Genomic DNA, 23490 nt, shown 5'->3' with positions numbered 1-23490 from the left:
AGGTTGCTTCTGTAGGATCAATCTCTATTTTAACATTTTTTTAACACCCTCCATCCCAAACCAAATCCATTTATGTAACCATTATTGTTCTGAGCGAGTAATGTCGCTAGCTTGATCTGACTCAAACTCAAAAGACTATGCTAAAGACATTCATTCTCATTGCCTTACGAAGCTTCAGGAAAAACAAACTTTCGACATCAATCAACGCTTTAGGCTTGATTTTAGGCTTCTCTACTTTTGTCATCCTCTCGCTATTTGTTTACAATGAAATTTCGTACGACAGATGGCATTCCAAGTCCAGTAGGATCTATCGTTTCACGACCATAGACGAGGCGCTCGGTGTCACAAGCAACCAAGTGGCAATCTCAAATCCAAGAATGCCAGAAGCAGCAGAAACCGAAATTCCCGAGATAGAAATTGCTTCTCGGATGATGTATGCCGGCGAGCAGCGCATGGAAAAAGATGATCAGGGATACTATTCGGAGTACGCGCTGTATGTTGAAAATGATTTCTTCGAAATCTTTGACCTACCTCTCAGAAACCGTGAAGAAACACTTGAAAAGTTTAATCAACCGCACAAACTGATCCTCACTGAAGCCTATGCTAAAAAAGTCTTTGGTCAGGATCAGGAAAGCATTGGGCAGGTATTGACCATCAATGATCAATCATGGCAAGTGGTAGGATTAATGGACGATATCACACAGAATTCACATCTAGGTTTTGACGCACTAATGTCTTTATACCCGGCACAGTCTGATTCCTCCTTTGCTCAATACATCGACTCATGGGGTGGTTTGGGAATGTTAGGTTATGCTGTATTAGCAGATGGTGCAGATGAATTAGAAGTAGAAAGAAAGATGGCTGATATCGCTCTCGCAAATGATGTGAACGACTTTTGGATCCCACAACTTCAACCGCTAGAAGAAATCCACCTTGGTTCGGCCGGCATCTTGTTTGACTACTATCATATTGAAAAAGGAGATCAAGTATACGTGTATGCACTTTCGGGAGTCGCTCTCTTTATACTGCTCATCGCAGCTTTCAATTTTGTCAACTTGACCACAGCACAATCCACTACCAGAGCCAAGGAAGTTGGCATAAGAAAAGTGGTTGGTAGTTCGAAGGCTTTGTTGATAAGCCAGCACATGATCGAATCAGTTTTGATGGCTGTTATTGCCATGTTGGTTTCACTGGGAGTCGTTGGTATGATAACTACTTCAACAGATTTAAGCTTAAACATCGAATTTGCAACTTTGGTAAGTAATACACCCCAACTACTTGTTGGCTACTTACTTCTCGCAATTCTAATTGGAGTATTAGCAGGAGTTTATCCTTCATTCATTCTTTCAAGTATCAAATCAGTAAACATCTTAAGAGGCAGGTTTCAAACAAGCTCAAAAGGCATTTGGCTCAGAAAAACACTAGTGGTACTGCAATTCGTAGCTGCAATTGGAATGATTTGTACAACGCTCATTGTATCAAAGCAAATAGACTACATCAAAAACAAGCACCTGGGCTTTGAAAAAGAGCAACTAGTAAATATCAACATTGGTGATCCCGGACTTGCAGATGGAATGGATAGCTATAAACAACTCCTCGAGAGCAACACCAATATCACCGCCACAGCCTACTCGAATAACATGCCCGGAAATACTTTTGGAAGGTCTGTAGTAAACGTGGAAGGAGGCAATCAGGACGAGCCGTGGATTGTAAGCGTCATGTCAATGGATGAGCATTATGTAGATGCCATGGGAATGGAAATGGCTGCAGGTAGAAATTACGACCCCAGTTTTGGTTCTGATCGGCAAGAATCAATTATCATCAATGAAGCCATGATGGAGTCACTTGGATGGGATGAGGCAGTTGGGAAAAATCTGGTATTCGGTCAAAATAATACAACCCGCAAAGTGATTGGAGTAATCAAAGATTTTCACTTCTCCAGTATGCGGCACAAGATCGAACCACTGATGATTTTCTACAATCCCGGACCAAACAATACACTGGTGGTGAAAGTGAGTACAACAGATATCAGAGGCACATTAGACTTTCTTGAGGCTGAATGGAATAGTATTTTTCCAAATTATCCATTTGACTATCAATTTTTCGATCAGGAATTTGACGAGATCTTCGCTTCAGACGAGCTCTTTGCCAGTCTGGTGAATACCTTCACTGGCCTTTCCATCGTGATATCTGCTCTTGGTTTATTTGGCCTCTCCTTCTTTATGGTAGAGCAACGCAAAAAGGAAATTGGTGTGCGCAAAGTACTTGGATCTACGATCCGTCAGATTGTACAGCTTCTAATGAAAGAATTTGTATTGCTGATCATCCTGGCAAACATTATTGCCTGGCCGATCGCATTCTACTTCGTAAAAAATTGGATTAGCGATTTCCAGTACAGGATTGACCTTTGGGGTATAGATAATCTGCTGGTATATGTATTTGCGGGGCTAGGAGCTCTTATTGTGGCGATGGTAGCGGTTAGCTACAAATCGATCAATGCAGCATTGTCCAATCCTGTCAATTCATTGAGAGACGAATAATATTACAATGAGCGCCTGATTGAATCAGGCGCTCTCTATTCATTTCTTAATTCTCAAATTTCTTCAGCTGATACTCATAGTGCGAAGTATCATCATACAGTTCTTCGGCAAGTGCTAGTGCACGTTTTTCCAGCTCTATGGCCTTTTTCTTATTGCCGAGTTTAAACTGGAGTGAAGCATATGTGTCAATGATAGAAGGCTCTGGTTGCTGATCTACCGCTTGTGCTGCCCATGATGAGGCTATCTCCAGTTGACTTTTGTTATGTACAAATAAGTAAAATTTCCATGCCAGCTCGTTGAGTTGCTCTGGGTCACTTATATTAGTCATACCAACGAGTTCCACCGCATATCCAGCATAATCCTTCCAATTTTCCTTGTACTCAGAATAGTGGAGATTCATCATCAGTCTCAAGGTATCCGCTCCTGCAAATGAAGCCCCCTTGAAGGAGTGAAGTAATGCTCGCATTCCAAAATCATGGAGTTCGTCTGATTCAAATACTTCCTGATATTGAGATAGGTAGGTATCGTATAGCTTCGCATTAACGACCTTTTGTCCTAAAGCTTCTTCGTATATCTTTTGATTGTTTAGCATGTACTGGAATTCTCTACTGTAAATATCCCATTGGTAGGAAGCAAATACCTCCCATGGCGTTTCTTCTACAAGGTTACTCAGCTCTAATCCATTCAAATAATCTGCAGCGAACCGCTCTGCATCCAGGCAAGCATCTTCCAACAATTCTAAATAATCGATCATAAAGTCAGCTGATCGATCGCCTTGATCAAATCGATTTTCCATCGATAGTAAGGTTACGTTATCGTCCATTGCATCTTCACCTAAATTCAAAAATTGATTGGCATCCATGGCACCACATCCACGATGTACCACCTCTCCATTGCCATTGATAAACAGATAAGAGGGAAAAACTCCAATTGAATACTCTTCTGCAAGCTCTACACCTGGATAAGCTTCCATATCCATGTGAACGTTAATGAAATTGGAATTGTAATAATTAGATACTTCCAAATCGGTGAATGTGTACTCTTCCATCTCCTTACATGGCTCACACCACTCAGCATACGCATCCAGGAATATAAGCTTACCCGACATCCTTGCTTTGGATGTCGCTTCTTTCCATGAATTTTCAAACTTTATTTGAGCATTCAATCCCAGCGGTGTTAGACAGAAAAGTATAATCAGCTTCTTCATGGTGCCAATTTCATTCATTTAGATCTAAATCAAAAGACCAACAAAATAAAGGACTTGAAAATACTCAACTGGAACGATGATATGTGAATATTCTGTTCGAATCTTAAAAATATTTGTTCATTATCGCACAATATCTCTGGATGAATTTTACTTAAATAACTGATTATCTGGTATTTACAATCCTTGGCATACAGATTGGCATTTAAAGAGTATCCAAAACCAAATTCGACATGCTAAAAAATTATTTTATTACGATTTTCCGTCAAATCCGTAACAACAAAGTTTTTTCTTTCATCAACATTTTTGGTTTGGCGCTGGGTATGGCTGCCTGTCTGGTTATCACCCAGTATGTCAACTTTCACACCTCTTTTGATGCATTTCATTCTAATGCGGATCGCATATATCGGCTGGAATCTGATGCTTACAAAAACGGTGAAGAGCTCGGCCAATCCTTTACCGCACCTTCACTAATGGGTGAAACCTTAAGAGATCAATCCCCATTGGTCAAAGAGGTGGCACGCTTTTATGATTACACCTACGCCAACAACACCATTATTTATAAAAATGGCGATCGCTTAGCAAGTTTCGAGCAGCCAGGTGTTTTCATTGCGGACAAAGGGACTTTTGATCTATTTGATTATGAGTTCATCGCCGGAAGCGCTACCCGGTTTGATGAACCTCAGACCGCCATCTTAACTTTGGAGGCGTCCAGAAAGTATTTTGATGATCCGGAAGTAGCCATCGGCAAAACTTTTACCTTAAGTGGAAATACCGGAGCTCATGAATATGAGCTTTTAGGCATAATTGAGGAAATACCTGAAGCTTCGCACATTCAATTTGAGCTTCTCATCTCCTATCCATCCATGGATAATTATACCAAAGCCCGTACCAGCTGGGTATCGAGTAGCCTTATCACTTATCTCCTGCTAGAAGAAAATGCAGATCAAACTGCAATAATGGAGGACGTTACCAGACTACACAAAGAAAACTCTGAGGAGACTTATGCAGCAAGCGGTTATGCTGTGGATTATTATTTAAGACCACTGACAGACATACATCTGAATGCAGAGAGTCCATGGGTATATGGAGAAAGTGTTGACAGTAAAACTGTTTTTGTATTGAGCTTTATCGCAATTATTATTCTTGTGATTGCGTGGATCAACTACATGAATCTTTCACTTGTAAGGACCATGGAAAGATTGAAGGAGATGGGAATTCGTAAATGCATGGGCTCCTCGATGCGTCAAATCACTCAGTTATTCATCCTAGAGGCTTTTATAATGAATGTCATCGCCTTTGGCTTGGCCATACTATTGACACAAACCGCGGAAAAATATTTGATTGAAGTGACCGGACTTCCGGTTTCTGCCTTGCTTGACATGCAAGTCTTTGCTTTGCTCTCAGGGCTGATTGCAGTAGGTACATTTCTTATCGGTTTTTATCCTTACATCCTGCTAAAAACCATGAACATTGTCAATATTCTGGTTGGCAATCGTGGAAAAGTTGGTGGCGTGAAAATGCGTAAGAGCATGGTATTCGTACAGTTTATGATCACGTTCATTTTAATCGCAGGAACCATTACGGTATATAACCAGATCAACTATATGCGCGAGGCAGACCTGGGAATCAACATTGAAAACATACTGGTTATCAAGTCGCCTCCGGGCAATGTTACTTCTGAAGACCGAGAAGATGTCGCCAAATTCAACACCCTAAAAACGGAGTTATTGAGCTACACAGGCATCATAGAAATTACCAACGCGGGTGAAATACCAGGAGAACCTGTCGGGTGGCAAGCTGGTCTTTATTTAAAAAGTCAGTCAAAGGAAACAACCGTAGCTACCGGACTTGTTTCTATGGACCTGGATTTTCCGCAATTTTTCGGTATCGATGTAATAGCTGGAAGAGAACTAAGAAAAGGTGATGATCCGTGGACCAAAGGCGATGTGGTGATAAATAAGAAACTGGCAGAGATGTTGGGTTTCTCTAATCTGGAAGACGCTATTGGCGCTGAAATCGAGGGGTTTTATGCTCCATTGACTATACGAGGCGTAATGGAAAATCATCACCATACGTCCCTTCACAATGACTACACGCCGATTGCTTATATCCTAAGCTCCTGGACAGAATATTACTTCATTAAGCTCCGACTTGATGAAAACAATACAGATTCAAAAAGTGATCAGTTGGCGGGTCTGGTGGAAACCGTGAAAGCTGAATGGGGCAATGTGTTTACCGATTATCAAATGGACTACTTCTTCCTCGATAGTGCTTTTGATGAGCAGTACAAAGAAGACATCCGCTTTGGAAAAATCTTTACCGGATTCTCTGTACTAGCTATCCTAATTGCCTGTTTGGGATTATTTGGGCTGACTTCATTTAGTGTTCAGCAACGTACCAAAGAAATTGGCATTCGTAAAGTATTGGGTGCCACTGCCAACAACCTGTTGTTACTACTATCCAAGGAATACATGATGTTGGTTGGTTTTGCATGCCTAATTAGTATACCACTTGCCTGGTGGATCATGTCCGGATGGCTGCAAGAGTATACTTTCAGAATAGACCTGGGCTGGTGGTTTATCGTGATCCCGATTGCATTTGTCGTTGGGCTTGCGCTATTAAGCATCGTCACCAAAGTAATGGGAACAATAAAAACAAACCCGGTGCAGTCATTGCGCACCGAATAAAGAAATGCCCGATCACTAACTTACTCTACTAGGGCTAACCCCGCTGCAAAGCGGGGTTTTCTTTTTATCTTCTCGCATTCACAAGTAGGTTCACTAATTTCGAATCCTGAAATTGAGATAATCATGCCTAAAAGGAATGTATTTGGTCAGCCCATTTGGATTAAGAAGAAGATCTTTCAGACCGTGGGTCGTTTGGTTCTCTGGTACCTACTGAAGCCTAATAAAGTGGTTGTTTCTGGGACTAAAGTATTGACTGGAATTCCTGGCGAAAATGTCCTGTTCGTTTCAAATCACCAAACGATTTTCACGGATGTGATTGCCATGTTTCATGCCATGTTTGCCGCACTCAATGGACAGATAGATTCTATTGATGACTGGAGCTTTCTAAAAAACCCTAAAGTCAATGTCTATTATGTGGCAGCACGAGAAACAATGCAGAAAGGAATTTTACCTCCCATTTTAGCGATAGCTGGTGCTGTCACTGTAGATCGTACGTGGCGAAAAGGTGAAGAGATGATTAAGCGAGAGGTAAACCCTGACGATACCAAATCCATTGGTATGGCCATCAAGGATGGCTGGGTGGTCACTTTTCCTCAAGGAACTACACGAACTGGTGCGCCGGTGCGTAAGGGGACAGCTCACCTCATCAAGCAACACAAACCTCTTGTAATTCCTGTTCGGGTAGATGGTTTTCGAACTGCGTTTGACAAAACAGGCTTTAAGAAACTACAAAAAGGAACTGAGCTTTCATTGAAGTTTGGTCAGCCTTTGGCTATTGACTATGAAAATGACTCAGTGGAGGTGTTGGTTAAGAAGATAGGTGTGGCTATTGGGGAAGATCATCCGGCGGAATAAGCTTCTAGCTTTACTACTCGAAGATGCTGAATCAATCTCACAGAACACCCCTCACGCTATTTAATTACCTATTTTAAACAATCAAGCCCCGACCTTGGCCGGGGCTTATTCTTGGCAGAATACCGGATCACGTCCGGCACGTGTATGACTAACACCTACGTTAACCATTTTTTTAGATTCCCAATCATCAACTCATGATGCTGGAAACATATCCCTCAATTCACGAGGGATGGATTAAAATCTTTCAGATTTTAATCCACATTATCGTGCAAGAATTTATTGTTTCCTAAAATTTGATTTTCCTCATTCAGGTTGAATTTCGAAATGTTTCGCTCGGAAGAGTGAGGAACATTTTGGAGTTTTACTTGCTTGCGCTCGTATGCCGGAACATCCAGTCGCTCCTTGAATTCCTCCGTTTCCATTTCAAACTTCTTACTCGTGAACATTGCTTCACGCTCTGCTCGTTCCTGTGCCAATCGTACTTGCTTAGAACTTGGTGAAGCATCAAAGGCATCTTCGATATTTACCTCCTCTTCATGAACGTCTTCTTCATACTCTTTATCAAAGCCACTCGTAAAATCGAATTCAAAAGACGACTGATCGGATGGTCGTTTGTGGCGTTGCTCCTCTTCTTCTACTTCTCGTTTTATCTCATCTTTCAATGAGCTAAACTCATAGTTCCAATCTTCAACACCTTCTTTGTCTTTGGTATCTTCGATCTCAAACATGAAGTCTGAAGTATTTCCTACCTGCTTGTTTTCATCGATTTCCCGTTGAGAGTTCAGATCAAATCTGCGAGCTTCCTCCTCTTTAGAGATGTACTCACCATCTTCTGCTACTTTTCCAAATCCGGTTGCGATGACCGTGACCCGAATGTTTTCACCTAAACTACCATCCACGCCGTGACCAAAAATTACTTCAGCATTATCACCCGCATACTCCTGAATGTAATCTGTGATATCTGTAAGCTCATCCATTTGAAGTTCCGCTTCCTCACCCGAAATGATGGAAAGAAGAATCTTCTCAGCACCATAAATATCCTGCTGATTCAATAGTGGAGAGTTGAGCGCCTCTTCAGCTGCTCTACGTGCTCTGTTGTCACCAATTGTTTTAGATGATCCCATCACTGCCGGGCCTGCTCCTTTCATCACTGTTTTCACATCTTCAAAATCGACGTTTACATATCCAGGTACAGTTATGATCTCCGCGATTCCTTTGGCCGCAGTGGTCAATACGTTATCGGCTTCAGCAAATGCCTCACTTATGGAAAGATTGCCGTAGATCTCACGAAGTTTATCGTTCATGATCACAAGTACGGTATCGCAATACTTCTTCAGTTCTTTGATTCCTTCCTCAGCTGCCTTCATTTTTTTCTTTCCTTCAAAAGCAAAAGGTGCTGTCACAATTCCTACAGTCAGGATATCCAGCTCACTTGCTACCTGCGCAATTACCGGAGCAGCACCCGTACCGGTACCTCCTCCCATTCCTGCAGTGATGAAGACCATTTTCGTGTCTTGCGAGAGTAGGTCACGAATTTCTTCTTTGCTTTCTATCGCGGCATTCTTGCCTCTTTCAGGGTTTGCCCCTGCTCCTAAACCGCTTGTCAGATTGTTTCCTATCTGAAGCCTGTTTGGTACCGCGCTGCTTTCCAGCGCCTGATGGTCGGTGTTACAAACCACAAATTCTACGTCCCGGATCCCCAGGCTGTACATGTGATTAACAGCGTTGCTTCCGCCACCTCCAACACCTACCACCTTGATGATGGATTTGTGATGTGACGGTAAGTCGAATTGATACATATTTTCTGCCATAATTGTAAAAGTTTTAAGTGTCAAGGAGCAAGTTTCAAGGTTGAACTTGAAGCTTATAGCTTGGGACTTGCAACTAGTTTATTTTATCATCAAAATCATCGATTAAAAGGCCTTTGGTTTTCTCCAAAATGTTGGAAAAGAACTTGTTGCCTTGTTTCATTTTTTTCTTTCCGTCCCCTTTCATAGATGGGGCTTCCGAATACCTTGCCTGGCGAATATCTAATGCTTTGAAACCAGATAGTACCAGACCTACGGTGGTCGCGAACATTGGGCTCTTCGCTGCATCTACTTTACTTCTTCCCAGGTGCTCGTTTGGATAACCGATGCGTGCGTCCAGTCCGGTCATGTATTCAAACAGCTGACTCAAATTGGTCAACTGCGATCCACCACCTGTCACCACGATACCTGCCGCTAGCTTCTTGTTATAGCCAGAGCTAATGATCTCGGTATGTACCAGCTCAATGATCTCTTCCATTCTGGCTTCTATGATATGCGCCAGGTTTTTAATAGAGATTTCTTTTGGAGGTCTGTTTCTTAATCCTGGAATTGAGACTATTTCATTTGGACTTGCTTCTTCCGAAATGGCTTTACCAAACTTAGTTTTGAGTAGTTCTGCCTGATGCTCCATCACCATGCATCCTTGTTTGATGTCAGAGGTGATGATATTCCCACCAAAAGGAATCACAGCTGTATGTCGGATGATGTTGTCATAGAATACGGCCACATCCGTGGTGCCGCCGCCTATGTCCACCAAACAAACTCCTGCTTCTTTTTCTTCGTCGCTGAGAACAGATAAGCTGGACGCGAGTGGTTCCAAAATGAGATTCTCAATCTGGAGCCCAGCTTTCTTCACACACTTGTTTATGTTGTTGATTGCATTGGTCTGTGCAGTTATAATATGGAAGTCGGCTTCTAGCTTCACACCCGTCATTCCTACCGGATCCATGATGCCATCTTCGTAATCCACGATATAATCCTGAGGCATCACATGAATGATTTCGCTACCTGGAGGCGTGACAATGCGATGCATATCACTATTCAATCTGGTCAGATCCTCAATCGTTATTTCACCTTCAGCGTCTTCGCGTGTAATCCCACCATGGTGGACAGCACTCTTGATGTGCTGACCCGCTATACCCACATTGACAACACCAATATCAATTCCAGACTGCTCACTAGCTTCCGCTATCGCCTTTTCAATGGCCCTGACAGTCTTGTCAATGTTTGTTACGATTCCACGGATCACACCGTCGGACACAGCCTTGCCCATGCCCAAAATTTCGAGCTTTCCGTATTCATTTTTCTTACCTACAATGGCACAAATCTTTGTGGTGCCTATGTCTAATCCTACGATGATTTTGTCTTCCATAATTTCTTTATTTCGTGGTGATTACTATTCGCAAATAATTTGATTTTCAAACTTCAGATTTACTCTGTCGTAAGTGTTCCATCCCTTTTTGGGTAATATCTCTTTGTAGAAAGTCATCAGTTTTGAAAACTTACTATCTAAATCCACTGGCATTCCAAACGTTATAACTTGCTTGGTCACTTGTGGGTAGATTTCTATCTCTCCATCCTTCTTAATGAAGATATGCGCTATCTGTGCTTTCCAGAATGCATCCTTTTCGATGTATTTCAATAGTTCAAATACTTGAGTGCCATACTTACTCTCATTCAGATTTTTCTCCCAACCAAACTCAAAGTCTGTCTCCATTAGCGGTACGCGAGCTGTATGCTTTGCATTGACTGGTAAGACTCTACCATCAGAATCGATGTATCTATCATTCATGCCATCGATGAATAAGCGTGCGATTGGTTTGCTTTGCTTCACTTTGACCTGAAGATTTCCTTTTAGGTCTCTATATACCTGTGCATCCTTAACAAACGGATTGGCCTCCACGCGTTCCTCTAAGATCTTTGGTTCCAAATTTCCCATCTCTACACCAATCACGTAATCCGCACTTTTATCTGTCATCAGATCTACAACTTCGAGCTGATCAGTGAAGAAGATTCCATCATGCTCGAGGATTTCTACTTTCACTTTATCGATAACGCGACCATTGTTCTTTACTCCAGCAAAGGTGATTAGGCTTAGTAGAAGCAAACCACTAAACGAGTAGATCAGCATATTTTTCTTCTCTTCCTTACTCATCTTCGTTGGCTTTAGAATTTTCTTCAGACTCAGAATCTTCATCAAGTTTAGGTTCAAACCTATTCTTGAGGTATTTAGTAATCTTGGGAACCTCACGATCAATATCACCGGCTCCAATAGTCAGTACAATATCCAGGTTGTGCTTGTCCAGCTCGTCGTACAAATTCTCTTTGGAAACCATTACTTTTTTCTCATTTTCCATCAATTCGAAGATGGATTTCGAAGTAATTCCTTCAATGGGTTCTTCACGAGCTGGATAGATATCCAATAGTATAATTTCGTCTGCTTTGTCTAAAGCTTCTGCAAATGCCGCTTTAAAATCCCTTGTCCGTGAATACAGATGTGGTTGAAAAATTGCGGTTATCTTTCGTTTTCCAGACAATGATCGTACAGACTTCAAAAAGGCCTTAATCTCTTCGGGGTGATGCGCATAATCATCAATCAAAGTAATATGTGGGCTTCTGTATACGTATTCAAACCTTCGTTTTACGCCAGAATAAGTCTTCATGCGCTTACGAATCTCTTTACCCTCCATCCCCATATCCAATGCAACTGTAATTGCAGCAAGTGCATTTTCAACATTGTGATAGCCAGGAACTTCCACATAAACGTCAGAAATTTTCTCCATGCCATACCTATAAGTGAATACGAAAGCTCCATTCACAATTCGGAGTGCATCCGCCACTGCATCACCGTTCCGAATCGCGTATGAGGTGTATTTGTTACCAGGGTTGATTTTAAATCCTGCTTCCGAGTACATCAAGACTTTTCCGTCTTTAGGTGTCTTCTTCACAAACTCTTCGTAGGTATCAAGCATTGCTGTTTCGTCCCCATAGATATCGAGGTGATCCGGATCTAGTGAGGTGATGATGATATAGTTCGGATTTAATTGCATAAATGAGCGGTCGTATTCATCCGCTTCTACCACTACCGGTGCATTGGAATCTCCAATCATGAGATTGGTACCTGTATTGGTCATGATGCCTCCTACAAATGCCGAACAACCTTTCCTCGATACGCTCAAAAGGTGAGCGATCATAGAAGTAGTAGTGGTTTTTCCGTGAGTACCTGCAACAGCTATAGTGAAATGGTTTGCTGTGATCATACCAAGTACTTCAGATCGTTTCTTCACCTCGAATCCATTATCGCGGAAGTAATTCAATTCCATGTGATCAGCAGGGATGGCTGGAGTATACACCACCAGTGTTCCTTCTTTTTCCAGAAAGGAATCCGGTATTAGATCCAGTTGATCCTGATAGTGAATTTCCATCCCCTCTTCTACCAACTGCTTTGTCAGATCGGATTCAGTCTTATCATAGCCTGCTACTGGCATTTTCTTCGCATGGAACCAGCGAGCCAACGCACTCATACCAATACCACCGATACCGATAAAATAGACGCTATTTACTTCTTTTAATTCCATTAGGCTATGAGTTTAATTACTTCATTTGCAATGTCAACGGCAGCATTTTCGTGCGCCATTGCATGTATACTTTTTGAAAGCTTTGCTTGTTTTTTTTTGTCGTTTAATAGTTTGATCGCTTCGTCCACAAGTCTTTCCATTGCCACTCCATCCTTTACCATTTCAGCTGCATCATTATCTACCAACGCTTGTGCATTGATGGTTTGATGATCCTCCGCGACATTAGGAGAAGGTACCAGAATGGAAGGCTTCCCTGTGAGCATCAGCTCGGCGATAGAAAGTGCGCCGGCTCTTGATATTACCACATTTGCACATGCATAGGCGAAATCCATTTGAAATATAAAGTCTTTCAAAATTACCTTTCCTCCCTTGCCTTCTGCACGCTCCTTCATCTCTTCGTGATAAAATCCTCCGCATTGCCAGATCAGCTGAATGCCTTCTTTTTTCAATTTCTCCAGACCAGTGATAATGCTTTCATTTAGTGTCCTTGCTCCTAAACTTCCGCCTATTACTAAGAGTGTAGGTTTGGCGGCATCAAGTTCAAAATACTTAAATGCTTCGCCTCTTCGGTTCTGATTTAGTTTGATTGTTTTCCGTACTGGATTTCCAGTCACCACGAGCTTATCAGCAGGGAAGTATTTCTCCATACCATCGTGAGCTACACATATCTTATTTACTTTTTTTGCTAGCCATTTATTGGTAAGTCCTGCGTATGAATTTTGCTCTTGAATAAGGGTTGGAACTCCTTTCTTAGTAGCTGCATAAAGCAATGGACCACTAGCGTACCCACCTACACCTACCACCACATCAGGCCTGAATTTCTTGAGTAAACCGTAGGATTTAACAATGCTGGATACCAGTTTGAATGGAAACATCAGATTTCCTGCAGTGATTTTGCGCTGAATTCCACTGATCCAAAGCCCTTCAATTTCAAAGCCGGCAGCCGGAACTTTATCCATCTCCATCTTTCCTTTTGCACCTACAAATAGAATTTCCACGTGTTGAAGTGTGTCCTTCAACGCTTGTGCAATTGAAATAGCAGGATAGATGTGACCTCCTGTGCCTCCACCGCTAATCATTATCCGATATGTTCGTTCCTGCTCGATTACGCTGCTTCTTTATATTGGTTACCAATTGTATTTCCAAACTGATCAATCTCTCCCCTACTCACGCTTAAGATGATTCCAAGCGCTAAACCAGCAAAAAGCTGTGAGGTACCTCCCATACTTATGAATGGAAGTGTCAATCCCGTAACTGGGCCTAAACCTACTGCTACACCCATATTCACGAGCGCTTGTATGACTAGCGCAAAACTGAGCCCTGCGGATAGTAATCCTCCGTATGCCCGATCATTGTCCTCTGCTGCTTTCATGCCTCGATAAAGCAATGCGAGGTATAAAAATAAAATTGTGATCCCGCCAATCAGCCCATACTCTTCCAAAATGATAGCATAGATGAAGTCAGAATAAGGATGTGGCAAGAAGTTTCTTTGATCACTTTGTCCAGGGCCTTTTCCAATTACGCCACCTGACGCAATTGCGATATATGCTTGTTTTGCCTGATATGGGGTATCGTTATTGATAAAGTCTTCGACCCGTGAAATGGCCGTGCCGCCACGCTGGCCTATCATAAATGCTACTGATCCAAACGAGGCACATATCACAACCAACATTGCCAGATACTTCATTGGTACGCGTCCGATGAATAGCACCAACATACACGTCAGGAATAGCAGGATAGCCGACGAGAAATTGGTCAATGCGATTAATCCACAAATCAAACCTATCCAGAATAGCATGGGCACGATCGCTTTTTGGAAGTCTTCAATGGAATTTTGACGTTTAGCCAGCATACTGGCCAAGGTGACAAGTAATGCCAGTTTCGCAAGATCTGATGGCTGGAATGCCTGATTAATTACAGGGATTGTTAACCATCGAGAAGCCTCGTTGATATTGGTTCCAAATGCCCATGTGAATATCAACAATGGAACACATAGCCATAAAACCAACTTTGATATTTTGGAATAGTATCGATAATCGATTCGATGAGCCAGCCAAATCGCACCTAAACTTACAATCACAAGAATGGAATGCTTGATCAGGTAGTACTCGGTGTTGCCATCCATCATCTTGTAAGCAAGACTTCCGGTGGCGCTATATACCACCAGTATACTAAATAGCGAAAGAATGAGAACGATGAACCAGATTACCGGGTCACCTTTCAGGTTTCGATATGCCCAATTTTTTATTTCGTTCATGCCTCTTTCAATTTTAATTTCTTACTCAGCTTGCTTATTGCCCGTTTGAACTTATCGCCCCTGTCTTCATAGTTATTAAATAGATCAAAGCTGGCGCATGCCGGAGATAGTAAAACTACATCGCCTTCTTCCGCCCATTCCTGAGCTTTTTCTACTGCCTTCTTCGCACTATCAACCTCTGTGATTTGATCGATCTTTGACCCAAAATATCCAGTCAATGCCTGATTATCTTTTCCCATGCATATAAGTGCTTTGACCTTATCATGTACTAACTCATCTAACTGAGCGTAATCATTGCCTTTGTCTATACCTCCAGCAATCCATATGATGTTTCCCTTCACGCCATCAAGCGCGTAATAAACAGAATCCACGTTGGTCGCCTTCGAGTCATTGATGTAAGCGACACCATCTATTTCTTTGACAAACTCTAGTCTATGTGGTGCATTTTTAAAATTCTTTAGCCCTTTTAATACCTTTTCAATCGGCACTTCCATGCATAGTGCACTTAGCACAGCAGCCATGCTATTGACCATGTTGTGTTTTCCAATCAATGAGATTTCCGAAAGTGGAATCTGGTAATGTCTTTCATCTTTTTTGAACTGATAATTAAATATCAGATGCTCATCTTTTAGGTATGCACTGAGCTTATCATTGTTTGAAGTTGTCATGGCAAACATGGTCGCTTCAATCTTTCTGCGACTTATTTCTTCCGATACCGGCTCAGAATCCGCACAGTAAATGAATGCGTGTTCGTTCGTTAAATTTTCAATGATTCTAAACTTGGATGTGACGTACTTATTGAAGTTATAGTCATATCTATCCAGGTGATCAGGCGTGATATTGAGCAACACAGCCACATCTGGTCTGAAATTGGCAATTCCATCTAGCTGAAAGCTACTTACTTCAACCACATAATAGTGGAATTCGCCTTCGGCTACCAGTCCAGCCAGGCTTCTGCCCACATTTCCACCAAGCGCTACTTTGTAACCTGCTGTTTTTAACAAGTGATAAGTCAAAAGCGAAGTAGTGGTCTTTCCATTCGTACCTGTAATAGCTATCACCTTGGACTTATCTATGAATCTGTAGGCAAACTCTATTTCAGAAATGACAGGAATGTCTTTTGCAACTAACTGCTGTATTAATGGCGCTGAATCAGGAATGCCTGGACTTTTCACTATCAATGTAGCATTCATGATGAGCTCCTCGGAATGTCCTCCCTCTTCAAAATCAATTCGCTGTGTTTTAAGCACTCTTTTGCGCTCAGGAGCCAGGCTTGCACCATCAGACAAGAATACTTCATAGCCCTTTTGCTGAGCAAGTAGAGCTGCACCTACGCCGCTCTCACCACCGCCTAATATGACTATGCGTTCATTCATTATTCTTCTTCTTTTACCTTTTTATCAATGATGTAATCAAAGCATTTTGAGTACAATGCTATCAGATCATAACCGTCCTTCAGGAAGTCGTTTATCAAGCTGATTTGTTGTTTCTTATTTGCAATCTCCAATTGATCTAGAATGAACAATACTTCATCTGTTTCATCTTCCAGGGTGCCCATAATCTGACCAAACTTCATTTCTGTATTGGCTGATAATAGCTTCGAAAATTGATCATCAATTTTGCGAGCACATCTAATCAACATAGAGGTGGCTTGTACTAAGGAGCCAGAAGGAATAAGCTCAGAAAGCTGTACTGCGCTTTTCTGAAATTTTTCGTTTAATTCATGAATTTCTGTTACTGTCATTACCTGATTTTTAGAGTTGCAAGTGTGAAAATGGCTAAGAGAATTCCCACGATCCAGAATCTGCCTACGATCTTGGCTTCATGAATTCCCTTTTTTTGGTAGTGGTGATGAAGAGGAGACATTAATAGTACTCTTCTTCCCTCACCATATTTCTTTTTGGTGTACTTGAAATAAGCCACCTGAACGATTACTGATAAGTTTTCTATAACTATGATTCCACATAGGATCGGAATTAAAAATTCTTTTCTGATGACGAAAGCAAGGACAGCAATGATTCCTCCCAGAGATAGGCTACCCGTATCTCCCATAAATACCTGTGCCGGGAAGGCATTGTACCACAGGAAGCCTATACAAGCTCCAACAAAAGCGGTACAAAAGATCACCAACTCACCAGAGTTGGGGATAAACATAATATTTAGGTAGTCGGCAAAAATGGCATTACCAGATAGATAGGCTAATACTGCCAATGTAAGTCCAATAATCGCGCATGTTCCTGCTGCCAGGCCATCAAGACCATCTGTGATGTTTGCCCCATTGGATACCGCTGTAACAATGAAAATCACTACAAATACGTAAAGTACCCATGCATAATCAGTCAGAAAATCGGGTAGTAACCAATCATACTGAAATTCATTGTTGGCTACAAATGGGATGGTTGTGAGCAGCGAGTTCTCATCTTTGAAAGCTTCACCAGAGAAGTCTCTTACCACAATATCTTCATGAAAAACCATCACCAAACCAACCAATAAGCCTAAACCAATTTGACCTATCACTTTGAACTTCCCTCTGAGACCGTCTTTGTTCTGTTTTTTTACTTTCAAATAGTCATCAAGGAAGCCAATGGAACCCATCCAAAGAGCAGAAACGATCAAAAGAATGATGTAGATATTGGTTATATCGGCAAAGAGTAGCGTTGGGATAACTATGCCAGAAATGATGATAATACCTCCCATAGTCGGAGTACCTTTTTTCTCCATTTGTCCGTCCAGTCCCAGGTCGCGAATAGACTCACCGAGCTGATACCGATGAAGCATACTGATCAATCGTTTACCAAATGTGATAGTGATCAGCAAGGAGAGCAAAGCTGCCATTCCTGCACGGAACGAGATATACTGAAACAGTCCCGCTCCCGGGAAGTCCATTTGATTCAGATATTCAAATAAATAATTCAGCATTACTCTAGTTCAATAATTCTCCTAGTATTTCACGATCATCAAAATGATGTCGCTTTCCATTTATTTCCTGATAACTCTCATGTCCTTTTCCAGCGACTAATATGATGTCCTGGTCATTGACCAAATTGCAGGCTGTTCGTATAGCCTCTTTTCGATCTTCAATCACCATTACGTTTCGCTCCTTTGATTTAGGAATTCCCGCTTTCATATCTTCCAAAATCAGTTTTGGATCTTCTGATCTGGGATTGTCTGATGTTAAAATGATCTTGTCACTAAAACGTGACGCGATATCTGCCATCATTGGACGCTTCGTTTTGTCACGATCACCGCCACAACCAACTACGGTAACAAGCATTTCATTTTTAGTTCTGAGCTCATCGATGGTCTTCAGTACATTTTCCAATGCATCAGGCGTGTGTGCATAATCCACAATAGCCATCACATTAGAATTATTCTCTACTTTCTCAAATCGACCGCTGGCTCCAGAAGTAGTTGAAAGCGCACTTAGTATATCTTCCTTTTCTTCATCCAGAAGCACTGCTACTGCATAAGCTGTGAGTAGATTGTAAGCGTTGAACTGACCGATTAGCTTAAACCACACATCTACTCCATCAAAGTTGAGCTCCAATCCTTGCAATGTGTTGTGAATGATTCTGACCTTAAAGTCGGCCATGGATCGTATAGCCAATCTGAATTTATTGGCCTTTGTATTTTGCATCATCACCGCACCCCGCTTATCATCTACATTGACAAGAGCGAATGAGTCTGATGAAAGTCCGTCGAACAATAATTTCTTTGCAGCGATATATTCGTCAAAAGTTTTGTGGTAATCCAGGTGGTCATGAGAGATGTTGGTGAAAACACCACCTGTGAAATGGATTCCTGCAACTCGCTGCTGTACCAGAGCATGGGAGCTTACTTCCATAAAGCAGTGCGTACATCCACCTTCAACCATATCGGCTAAAAGTGCATTGAGTTGAACTGCATCTGGAGTTGTAAAGCTGGCAGATAAGACCTCTTGGTTAATCTTGTTTTCTACAGTAGAAAGTAAGCCCACCGTGTAGCCCAGGTTTTGGAAAAGCTCAAATAATAATGTGGCACAAGTGGTCTTTCCATTTGTACCCGTTATTCCGATGAGCCTAAGTTTTTCTGATGGTCGTCCATAGAAATTGGAAGCGACTATGCCCAAAGCTTCTGCGGAATCATCGGTTTGAACGACTGTAATGTCTTTATCAAGATCTTCTTGTAATTGCTCGCAAACAATCACTTTTGCACCCTTCTTTATCGCATTATCTATAAAATCATGACCATCTACGGTCAAGCCTTGCACAGCAACAAAAAGGAAGCCTTTTTTCACCATGCGGGAATCAAAGGTTACACCAGTGATCTTCTCCTCTCGATTTCCCGTGAGTGATCTGAGTGAAACTCCAAACAATATGTCTTTCAGCGTCTGCATCAGCTCATCTGGAGTTTAATGGTTGCACCTTTGGAAATTCTTCCACCTGGAGTCAGAGATTGAGTAGCCACACGACCTCTTCCATTCACCTTAACCTCTAATCCAAGGTTTTCTAAAACATAGATCGCATCACGTAAAGTCATGCCTCTAACGTCTGGCACCACCTCGTATTTAATGTTGTTACCTTTCCAATACACTGCATCATTGATGACTGACGTTTTCACCCATTCGGCATCTGACCTGGCATGGTTAGAAATGCCTAACTCGTTGCAGATCATGGTTAATTCATCTCGCTTACCCGCCTTTATATAAGGGAAGACGCCAGTAACATATGTTCGCTCTTGGGTGCCTATTTCATGCATATCCAACTCCAGAGAGTAGATTTTATCAGCGATTTCCTTAAAGACCGGAGCAGACACATCACTTCCATAGATTTGGAAACCTTTTGGATTGTCAATCACTACGATACAGCTATATCTTGGCGCCTCTGCTGGAAAGTATCCCGCGAATGAGGTGTAGTATTCCTTTACGTATCGTCCATTTCTCACCTTCTTAGCAGTTCCTGTCTTACCAGCAATTTTGTAATGACTGTGGTTGATATTTTTCGCTGTGCCTCGTTCTACGACTCCCTCCATCATCAATCTTAGTTGCACCAGTGTTTCTTTCGAAGCGATTCGCGCATTGATTACCTCAGTATCAAATTCCTCGACCATACGGTCGGCCTTCATCACTCCTTTCACAATCATTGGCTTCACCATCTTCCCATTGTTGGCTACTGCATTGTATAATGTCAGCATCTGAAGAGGTGTCATTTTCAACTCATAGCCGTGAGACATCCATGGCAGACTTACTCCACTCCAGGTACTATCTGATGGGTCTTTAATGTAAGGCTTTCCCTCACCTACCATTTGAAAATCAAGAGGTTGATGGAGGTTCATGCGCTTCAAGTAATTAATGTATTTCTCTGGTTCGTTTCCAAAGTAGTGCGACACCATCTTTGCTACTCCGATGTTGGAAGATTTTTCAAAGACTTCCTGAATTGTCAGTTTACCAAAGCCACCAGGCTTGTGATCGCGCATGGTTTTATCAAAAAATTCCAACTTACCATCTCCGGTATCGATGGAATCAGTGAGCTTGATATCTGTCTCTTCCAATAAGGCAATCATACTCGCCAGCTTGAAAGTGGAACCCGGCTCGCGCGAACCCTGACTACCTACTGCGTAATTGTATCTTTCGTAATAGTCTCCTTCACTATTTCTACTCAAATTAGAAATGGCTTTGATTTCTCCAGTGCTCACTTCCATCACAATGGCTACTCCGTAATCTGCGTCGTGCTTTTGCAATTCATTCAGCAGCGCTGATTCTGTGACATCCTGAAGATCTACATTGATAGTTGTTTGTATATCCAGGCCATCAACCGGACGTCTTTCGGTGCCATCATAGATCGGCTTCCAGCCTCCGCCAGCCATTTTCTGATAAAGTCCTTTTCCATTAACACCCGCCAGTTGCTTGTTGAAACTGTACTCCAAACCTACCACTCCACGATCGTTTGCATTTACACTTCCGATTGTGCGAATGCCCAAATGTGAAAATGGCAGAAAGCGTTTTTCTACTTTTTCAAAGAGCACACCACCTTTGAGTCGGCCCTCCCTAAAGAGCGGCCAGTTTTCCATGAGTTTCTTATCCTGGTAGCCAATTTCCTGCCTATTAAGTGTGAGGTAGCGTCTGCCCTTTTTGCGGGCATCATCAATTTTTCGCTTGTATTGGGTTGGCGTTAGGTCTTTATAATAGCGCGCTAATAAATAGGTAAGTGAATCAATGTTGTTTTTGTAAAGGCCATTTGTTGGCAAATACGGATCTATCGCCAATCGATAGAATGGCAATGAGGTAGCCAGTAAACTTCCATCATCGGCATAGATGTTTCCACGGGTAGCTTTGACATTCATGGCTTGAACGCCAAGTGTCTCGCCCATGCTTCTCCATTCCTCTCCTTCTACATATTGGATCTTAGCAATACGAAACACGACCAATCCTGCCACCAAGAAGGTGAGAATGAATGCGACGCGAACGCGTAATACTATGTCTCTTTTAATGCTCATATTGAGAAACGTATTTTACATCCCCTTATCCATGCACTTCCAACCCACCCCCCTTCAAAGGGGGAATCAGTCCTGATGATTGATTTATAGAAATGATATGTCTCTTGCTTATTCTCCAACTTCCCTGATTAATACTGGTGACTCTTTGCTCTCTTTTAAACCAAGCTCTGAAGCTCGTTTTGCTACCTCTGATTGCTTACTTTCATACATGAAATCCGCTTTCAGAGTCGTGTAATCTGCTCGCAGGTCTTCAACTTCCGTTTCCAGATGGTTGATGTCCCGAACCTTCTTTTCCGCGTAGTGGCGGTTGCCGATATATAGCAGACATAAGAATGCCAGAAATAGAATTTGGGGAAGAAAACGCACGTGTATCACCTCGCTCATGGAGCTGTCCATGCGTAGAAAGCGATTGATGAGACGGAATAGGCCTCCTCGCTCTTCTCTTTGGGGTAATTTGTAGGTGTTTTTCATTCTAGTTACGAGTTTTTAGTTGCGAGTTGCGAGTAAAGTCTCAAGTGAATCTCGAAACTCATAGCTCGTAACTCGTAGCTACTATTATCTCTTTCTGCCAATACGCAGCTTAGCGCTTCTCGCTCTGCTGTTTTCTTTTATTTCTGCCGCTTCAGGGACGATAGGCTTTCGGTTCACCGGGTCTAAGACCCTGATTGGATTCCCATAAAAGTCTTTTTCATCGACCCCTTTAATGTTTCCCTTATTGATGAAATTTTTAACCGGTCTGTCTTCAAGTGAGTGATAACTCATCACCACCAGTCTGCCTTCTGCCTTTAGCACTTCGCCAGCCTGTATTAAAAATTCCTTCAGTGCTTCCAGTTCTTCATTTACCTCAATGCGAATGGCCTGAAAGACCTGTGCGAGGTATTTGAGATCCCGACCTTTAGGAGCGTTCTTCATCGCTATTGCTTTCAGCTGCTCATTGGTCTCTACGGGTTGGTTCATTCTGAAATTCACAATCTCTCTTGCGAGGGTTCGTGCATTTCTAATTTCACCATATGCACTCAAAATATGTATCAGATCTCGTTCATCGTACTCATTTACTACTTCCCTGGCGCTTTTAGTTGCGGCTTGATCCATGCGCATATCCAACACACCTTCTGCCCGAATGGTGAATCCACGCGCTGGCTCATCGAACTGATGGGAGCTAACTCCCAAATCGGCCAGTATGCCATCTACTTCCGTGATGCCATGTAGTTTGAGGTACTTTTTCAGGAATCTGAAATTTGACTCAATAAATGTAAAAGAACGTTTGCCCGACTTTCCGGAAGTGTCCGGTCCGACAAGCTGTTGTGCATTTTTCTCAGCATCTGCATCCTGATCAAAAGCGATGAGGTGTCCGGTTGTCAATCGCTCGAGTATTGCTTTGCTATGACCGCCACCTCCAAAGGTCACATCCACATATACTCCGTCCGGTTTTATATCCAGCCCTTCCATGCATTCTTTCAGCATAACCGGGTTGTGATATTCACTCATGGTCTCTGACCATTTTTATAACGAGCTTTAGCTTCATTCCAACTTTCAGCCTTACCTACAATCAACTTTTTCATTCCAAACTGAAGCTTATTCGTCTAAGAACTTCTGTGCTAACTCTGAGTATTCGTCTGCATCTTCGATGAGGTGCTTATTGAATACTTCCGGATTCCACATTTCTATATAGTTGCCCATGCCGATGAGAATTGCTTCTTTGTCTATCTGTGCATGAGCGAGCATCGTCTTGGGTACCAGTATCCTGCTTGCGCTATCCAACTCCACCTGGGCGATACTTCTAAAAAAATTCCTTTTCAGCTTTCGCTGCTCAGGATTGAATTCACTAAGTGATGAGATCTTGTGGTGTATTTTTTTATACTCCACCATTGGGTAGAGGATTAGGTTCGGCTCGAATCCCTTCCGAATTACTAGTTCTGCAGTGGAGACCTCCGGAAGGTTGTTCTTGATCTTTGCAGGCAAGACCAACCTTCCTTTAGTATCCAACTTACACTCATACTCGCTTGTAAAAAACGTCATACTGAGCCTTGAAAAATATAAACCACCGAGACAAATGTAATCAACTTTTCCTATTTTCCTCCACT

The 23490-nt window shown here is 42.2% G+C and carries 18 protein-coding genes; 3 read left to right on the top strand and 15 right to left on the bottom strand.

Going from position 1 to position 23490, the window contains the following annotated elements:
- Positions 1-137 precede the first annotated feature (137 nt).
- Positions 138-2540 (top strand): ABC transporter permease, encoded by a 2403-nt coding sequence (locus tag ABJG98_RS00145; RefSeq protein WP_348277422.1) that lies wholly within the window; start codon positions 138-140, stop codon positions 2538-2540.
- 46 nt (positions 2541-2586) lie between these two features.
- Here the strand turns inward: ABJG98_RS00145 and ABJG98_RS00140 are convergent, their stop codons facing one another.
- Positions 2587-3747, bottom strand: coding sequence for a thioredoxin fold domain-containing protein (locus ABJG98_RS00140; protein WP_348277421.1), 1161 nt, complete (start codon positions 3745-3747; stop codon positions 2587-2589).
- A gap of 230 nt (positions 3748-3977) precedes the next feature.
- Here ABJG98_RS00140 and ABJG98_RS00135 point away from each other — a divergent pair, with 230 nt between their 5' ends.
- Together ABJG98_RS00135 and ABJG98_RS00130 are read left to right on the top strand one after the other, a co-directional pair.
- Positions 3978-6434: an FtsX-like permease family protein gene (locus tag ABJG98_RS00135; RefSeq protein WP_348277420.1), complete on the top strand. Its 2457-nt coding sequence runs from the start codon at positions 3978-3980 to the stop codon at positions 6432-6434.
- 123 nt (positions 6435-6557) lie between these two features.
- Entirely contained in the window at positions 6558-7289 is a 732-nt protein-coding gene (locus ABJG98_RS00130; protein WP_348277419.1) for a lysophospholipid acyltransferase family protein, read from the top strand.
- Between the two features lie 251 nt (positions 7290-7540).
- Here the strand turns inward: ABJG98_RS00130 and ftsZ are convergent, their stop codons facing one another.
- From ftsZ to mraZ, 14 genes are all read right to left on the bottom strand, one after another.
- Complete coding sequence (gene ftsZ / locus ABJG98_RS00125; RefSeq protein WP_348277418.1) at positions 7541-9100, bottom strand: cell division protein FtsZ; 1560 nt, start codon at positions 9098-9100, stop codon at positions 7541-7543.
- A 73-nt stretch (positions 9101-9173) separates the two neighbouring features.
- The gene (gene ftsA, locus ABJG98_RS00120; RefSeq protein WP_348277417.1) at positions 9174-10469 is read right to left on the bottom strand and encodes a cell division protein FtsA; all 1296 of its coding nucleotides are present in this window, start codon (positions 10467-10469) and stop codon (positions 9174-9176) included.
- A 24-nt stretch (positions 10470-10493) separates the two neighbouring features.
- The gene (locus ABJG98_RS00115; RefSeq protein WP_348277416.1) at positions 10494-11294 is read right to left on the bottom strand and encodes a cell division protein FtsQ; all 801 of its coding nucleotides are present in this window, start codon (positions 11292-11294) and stop codon (positions 10494-10496) included.
- Entirely contained in the window at positions 11245-12675 is a 1431-nt protein-coding gene (gene murC / locus ABJG98_RS00110; RefSeq protein ID WP_348277415.1) for a UDP-N-acetylmuramate--L-alanine ligase, read from the bottom strand. Before murC ends, ABJG98_RS00115 begins: the two co-directional genes overlap by 50 nt.
- Positions 12675-13754, bottom strand: a complete 1080-nt coding sequence (gene murG, locus ABJG98_RS00105; protein WP_348277414.1) for an undecaprenyldiphospho-muramoylpentapeptide beta-N-acetylglucosaminyltransferase — start codon at positions 13752-13754, stop codon at positions 12675-12677. The genes murC and murG overlap by 1 nt, the downstream gene beginning before the upstream one ends.
- Positions 13755-13780: 26 nt before the next feature.
- Positions 13781-14932, bottom strand: coding sequence for an FtsW/RodA/SpoVE family cell cycle protein (locus tag ABJG98_RS00100; protein WP_348277413.1), 1152 nt, complete (start codon positions 14930-14932; stop codon positions 13781-13783).
- Positions 14929-16308 carry a UDP-N-acetylmuramoyl-L-alanine--D-glutamate ligase gene (gene murD / locus ABJG98_RS00095; protein WP_348277412.1) on the bottom strand — a complete coding sequence of 460 codons (1380 nt, stop codon included), beginning with the start codon at positions 16306-16308 and terminating at the stop codon, positions 14929-14931. The genes ABJG98_RS00100 and murD overlap by 4 nt, the downstream gene beginning before the upstream one ends.
- The gene (locus tag ABJG98_RS00090; RefSeq protein ID WP_348277411.1) at positions 16308-16676 is read right to left on the bottom strand and encodes a hypothetical protein; all 369 of its coding nucleotides are present in this window, start codon (positions 16674-16676) and stop codon (positions 16308-16310) included. Before ABJG98_RS00090 ends, murD begins: the two co-directional genes overlap by 1 nt.
- Complete coding sequence (mraY, locus tag ABJG98_RS00085) at positions 16676-17851, bottom strand: phospho-N-acetylmuramoyl-pentapeptide-transferase (RefSeq protein WP_348277410.1); 1176 nt, start codon at positions 17849-17851, stop codon at positions 16676-16678. Before mraY ends, ABJG98_RS00090 begins: the two co-directional genes overlap by 1 nt.
- Before the next feature lie 4 nt (positions 17852-17855).
- On the bottom strand, positions 17856-19307 hold the full coding sequence (locus tag ABJG98_RS00080; RefSeq protein ID WP_348277409.1) for a UDP-N-acetylmuramoyl-L-alanyl-D-glutamate--2,6-diaminopimelate ligase: 1452 nt from the start codon (positions 19305-19307) through the stop codon (positions 17856-17858).
- Positions 19307-21406 (bottom strand): penicillin-binding protein, encoded by a 2100-nt coding sequence (locus ABJG98_RS00075; RefSeq protein WP_348277408.1) that lies wholly within the window; start codon positions 21404-21406, stop codon positions 19307-19309. The genes ABJG98_RS00080 and ABJG98_RS00075 overlap by 1 nt, the downstream gene beginning before the upstream one ends.
- 108 nt (positions 21407-21514) lie before the next feature.
- Positions 21515-21877 carry an FtsL-like putative cell division protein gene (locus tag ABJG98_RS00070; RefSeq protein WP_348277407.1) on the bottom strand — a complete coding sequence of 121 codons (363 nt, stop codon included), beginning with the start codon at positions 21875-21877 and terminating at the stop codon, positions 21515-21517.
- 84 nt (positions 21878-21961) lie between these two features.
- Positions 21962-22894: a 16S rRNA (cytosine(1402)-N(4))-methyltransferase RsmH gene (gene rsmH, locus ABJG98_RS00065; protein WP_348277406.1), complete on the bottom strand. Its 933-nt coding sequence runs from the start codon at positions 22892-22894 to the stop codon at positions 21962-21964.
- A gap of 87 nt (positions 22895-22981) precedes the next feature.
- Positions 22982-23490: division/cell wall cluster transcriptional repressor MraZ (gene mraZ, locus ABJG98_RS00060; RefSeq protein ID WP_348277405.1), on the bottom strand; the 509-nt coding region annotated here is incomplete at its 5' end.

The sequence above is a fragment of the Ekhidna sp. genome (assembly GCF_039960695.1).
GTDB lineage: Bacteria > Bacteroidota > Bacteroidia > Cytophagales > Cyclobacteriaceae > Ekhidna.
The sequence above is the reverse complement of the archived record's forward strand: the minus strand, read 5'-3'. Positions and strand labels throughout refer to the sequence as shown.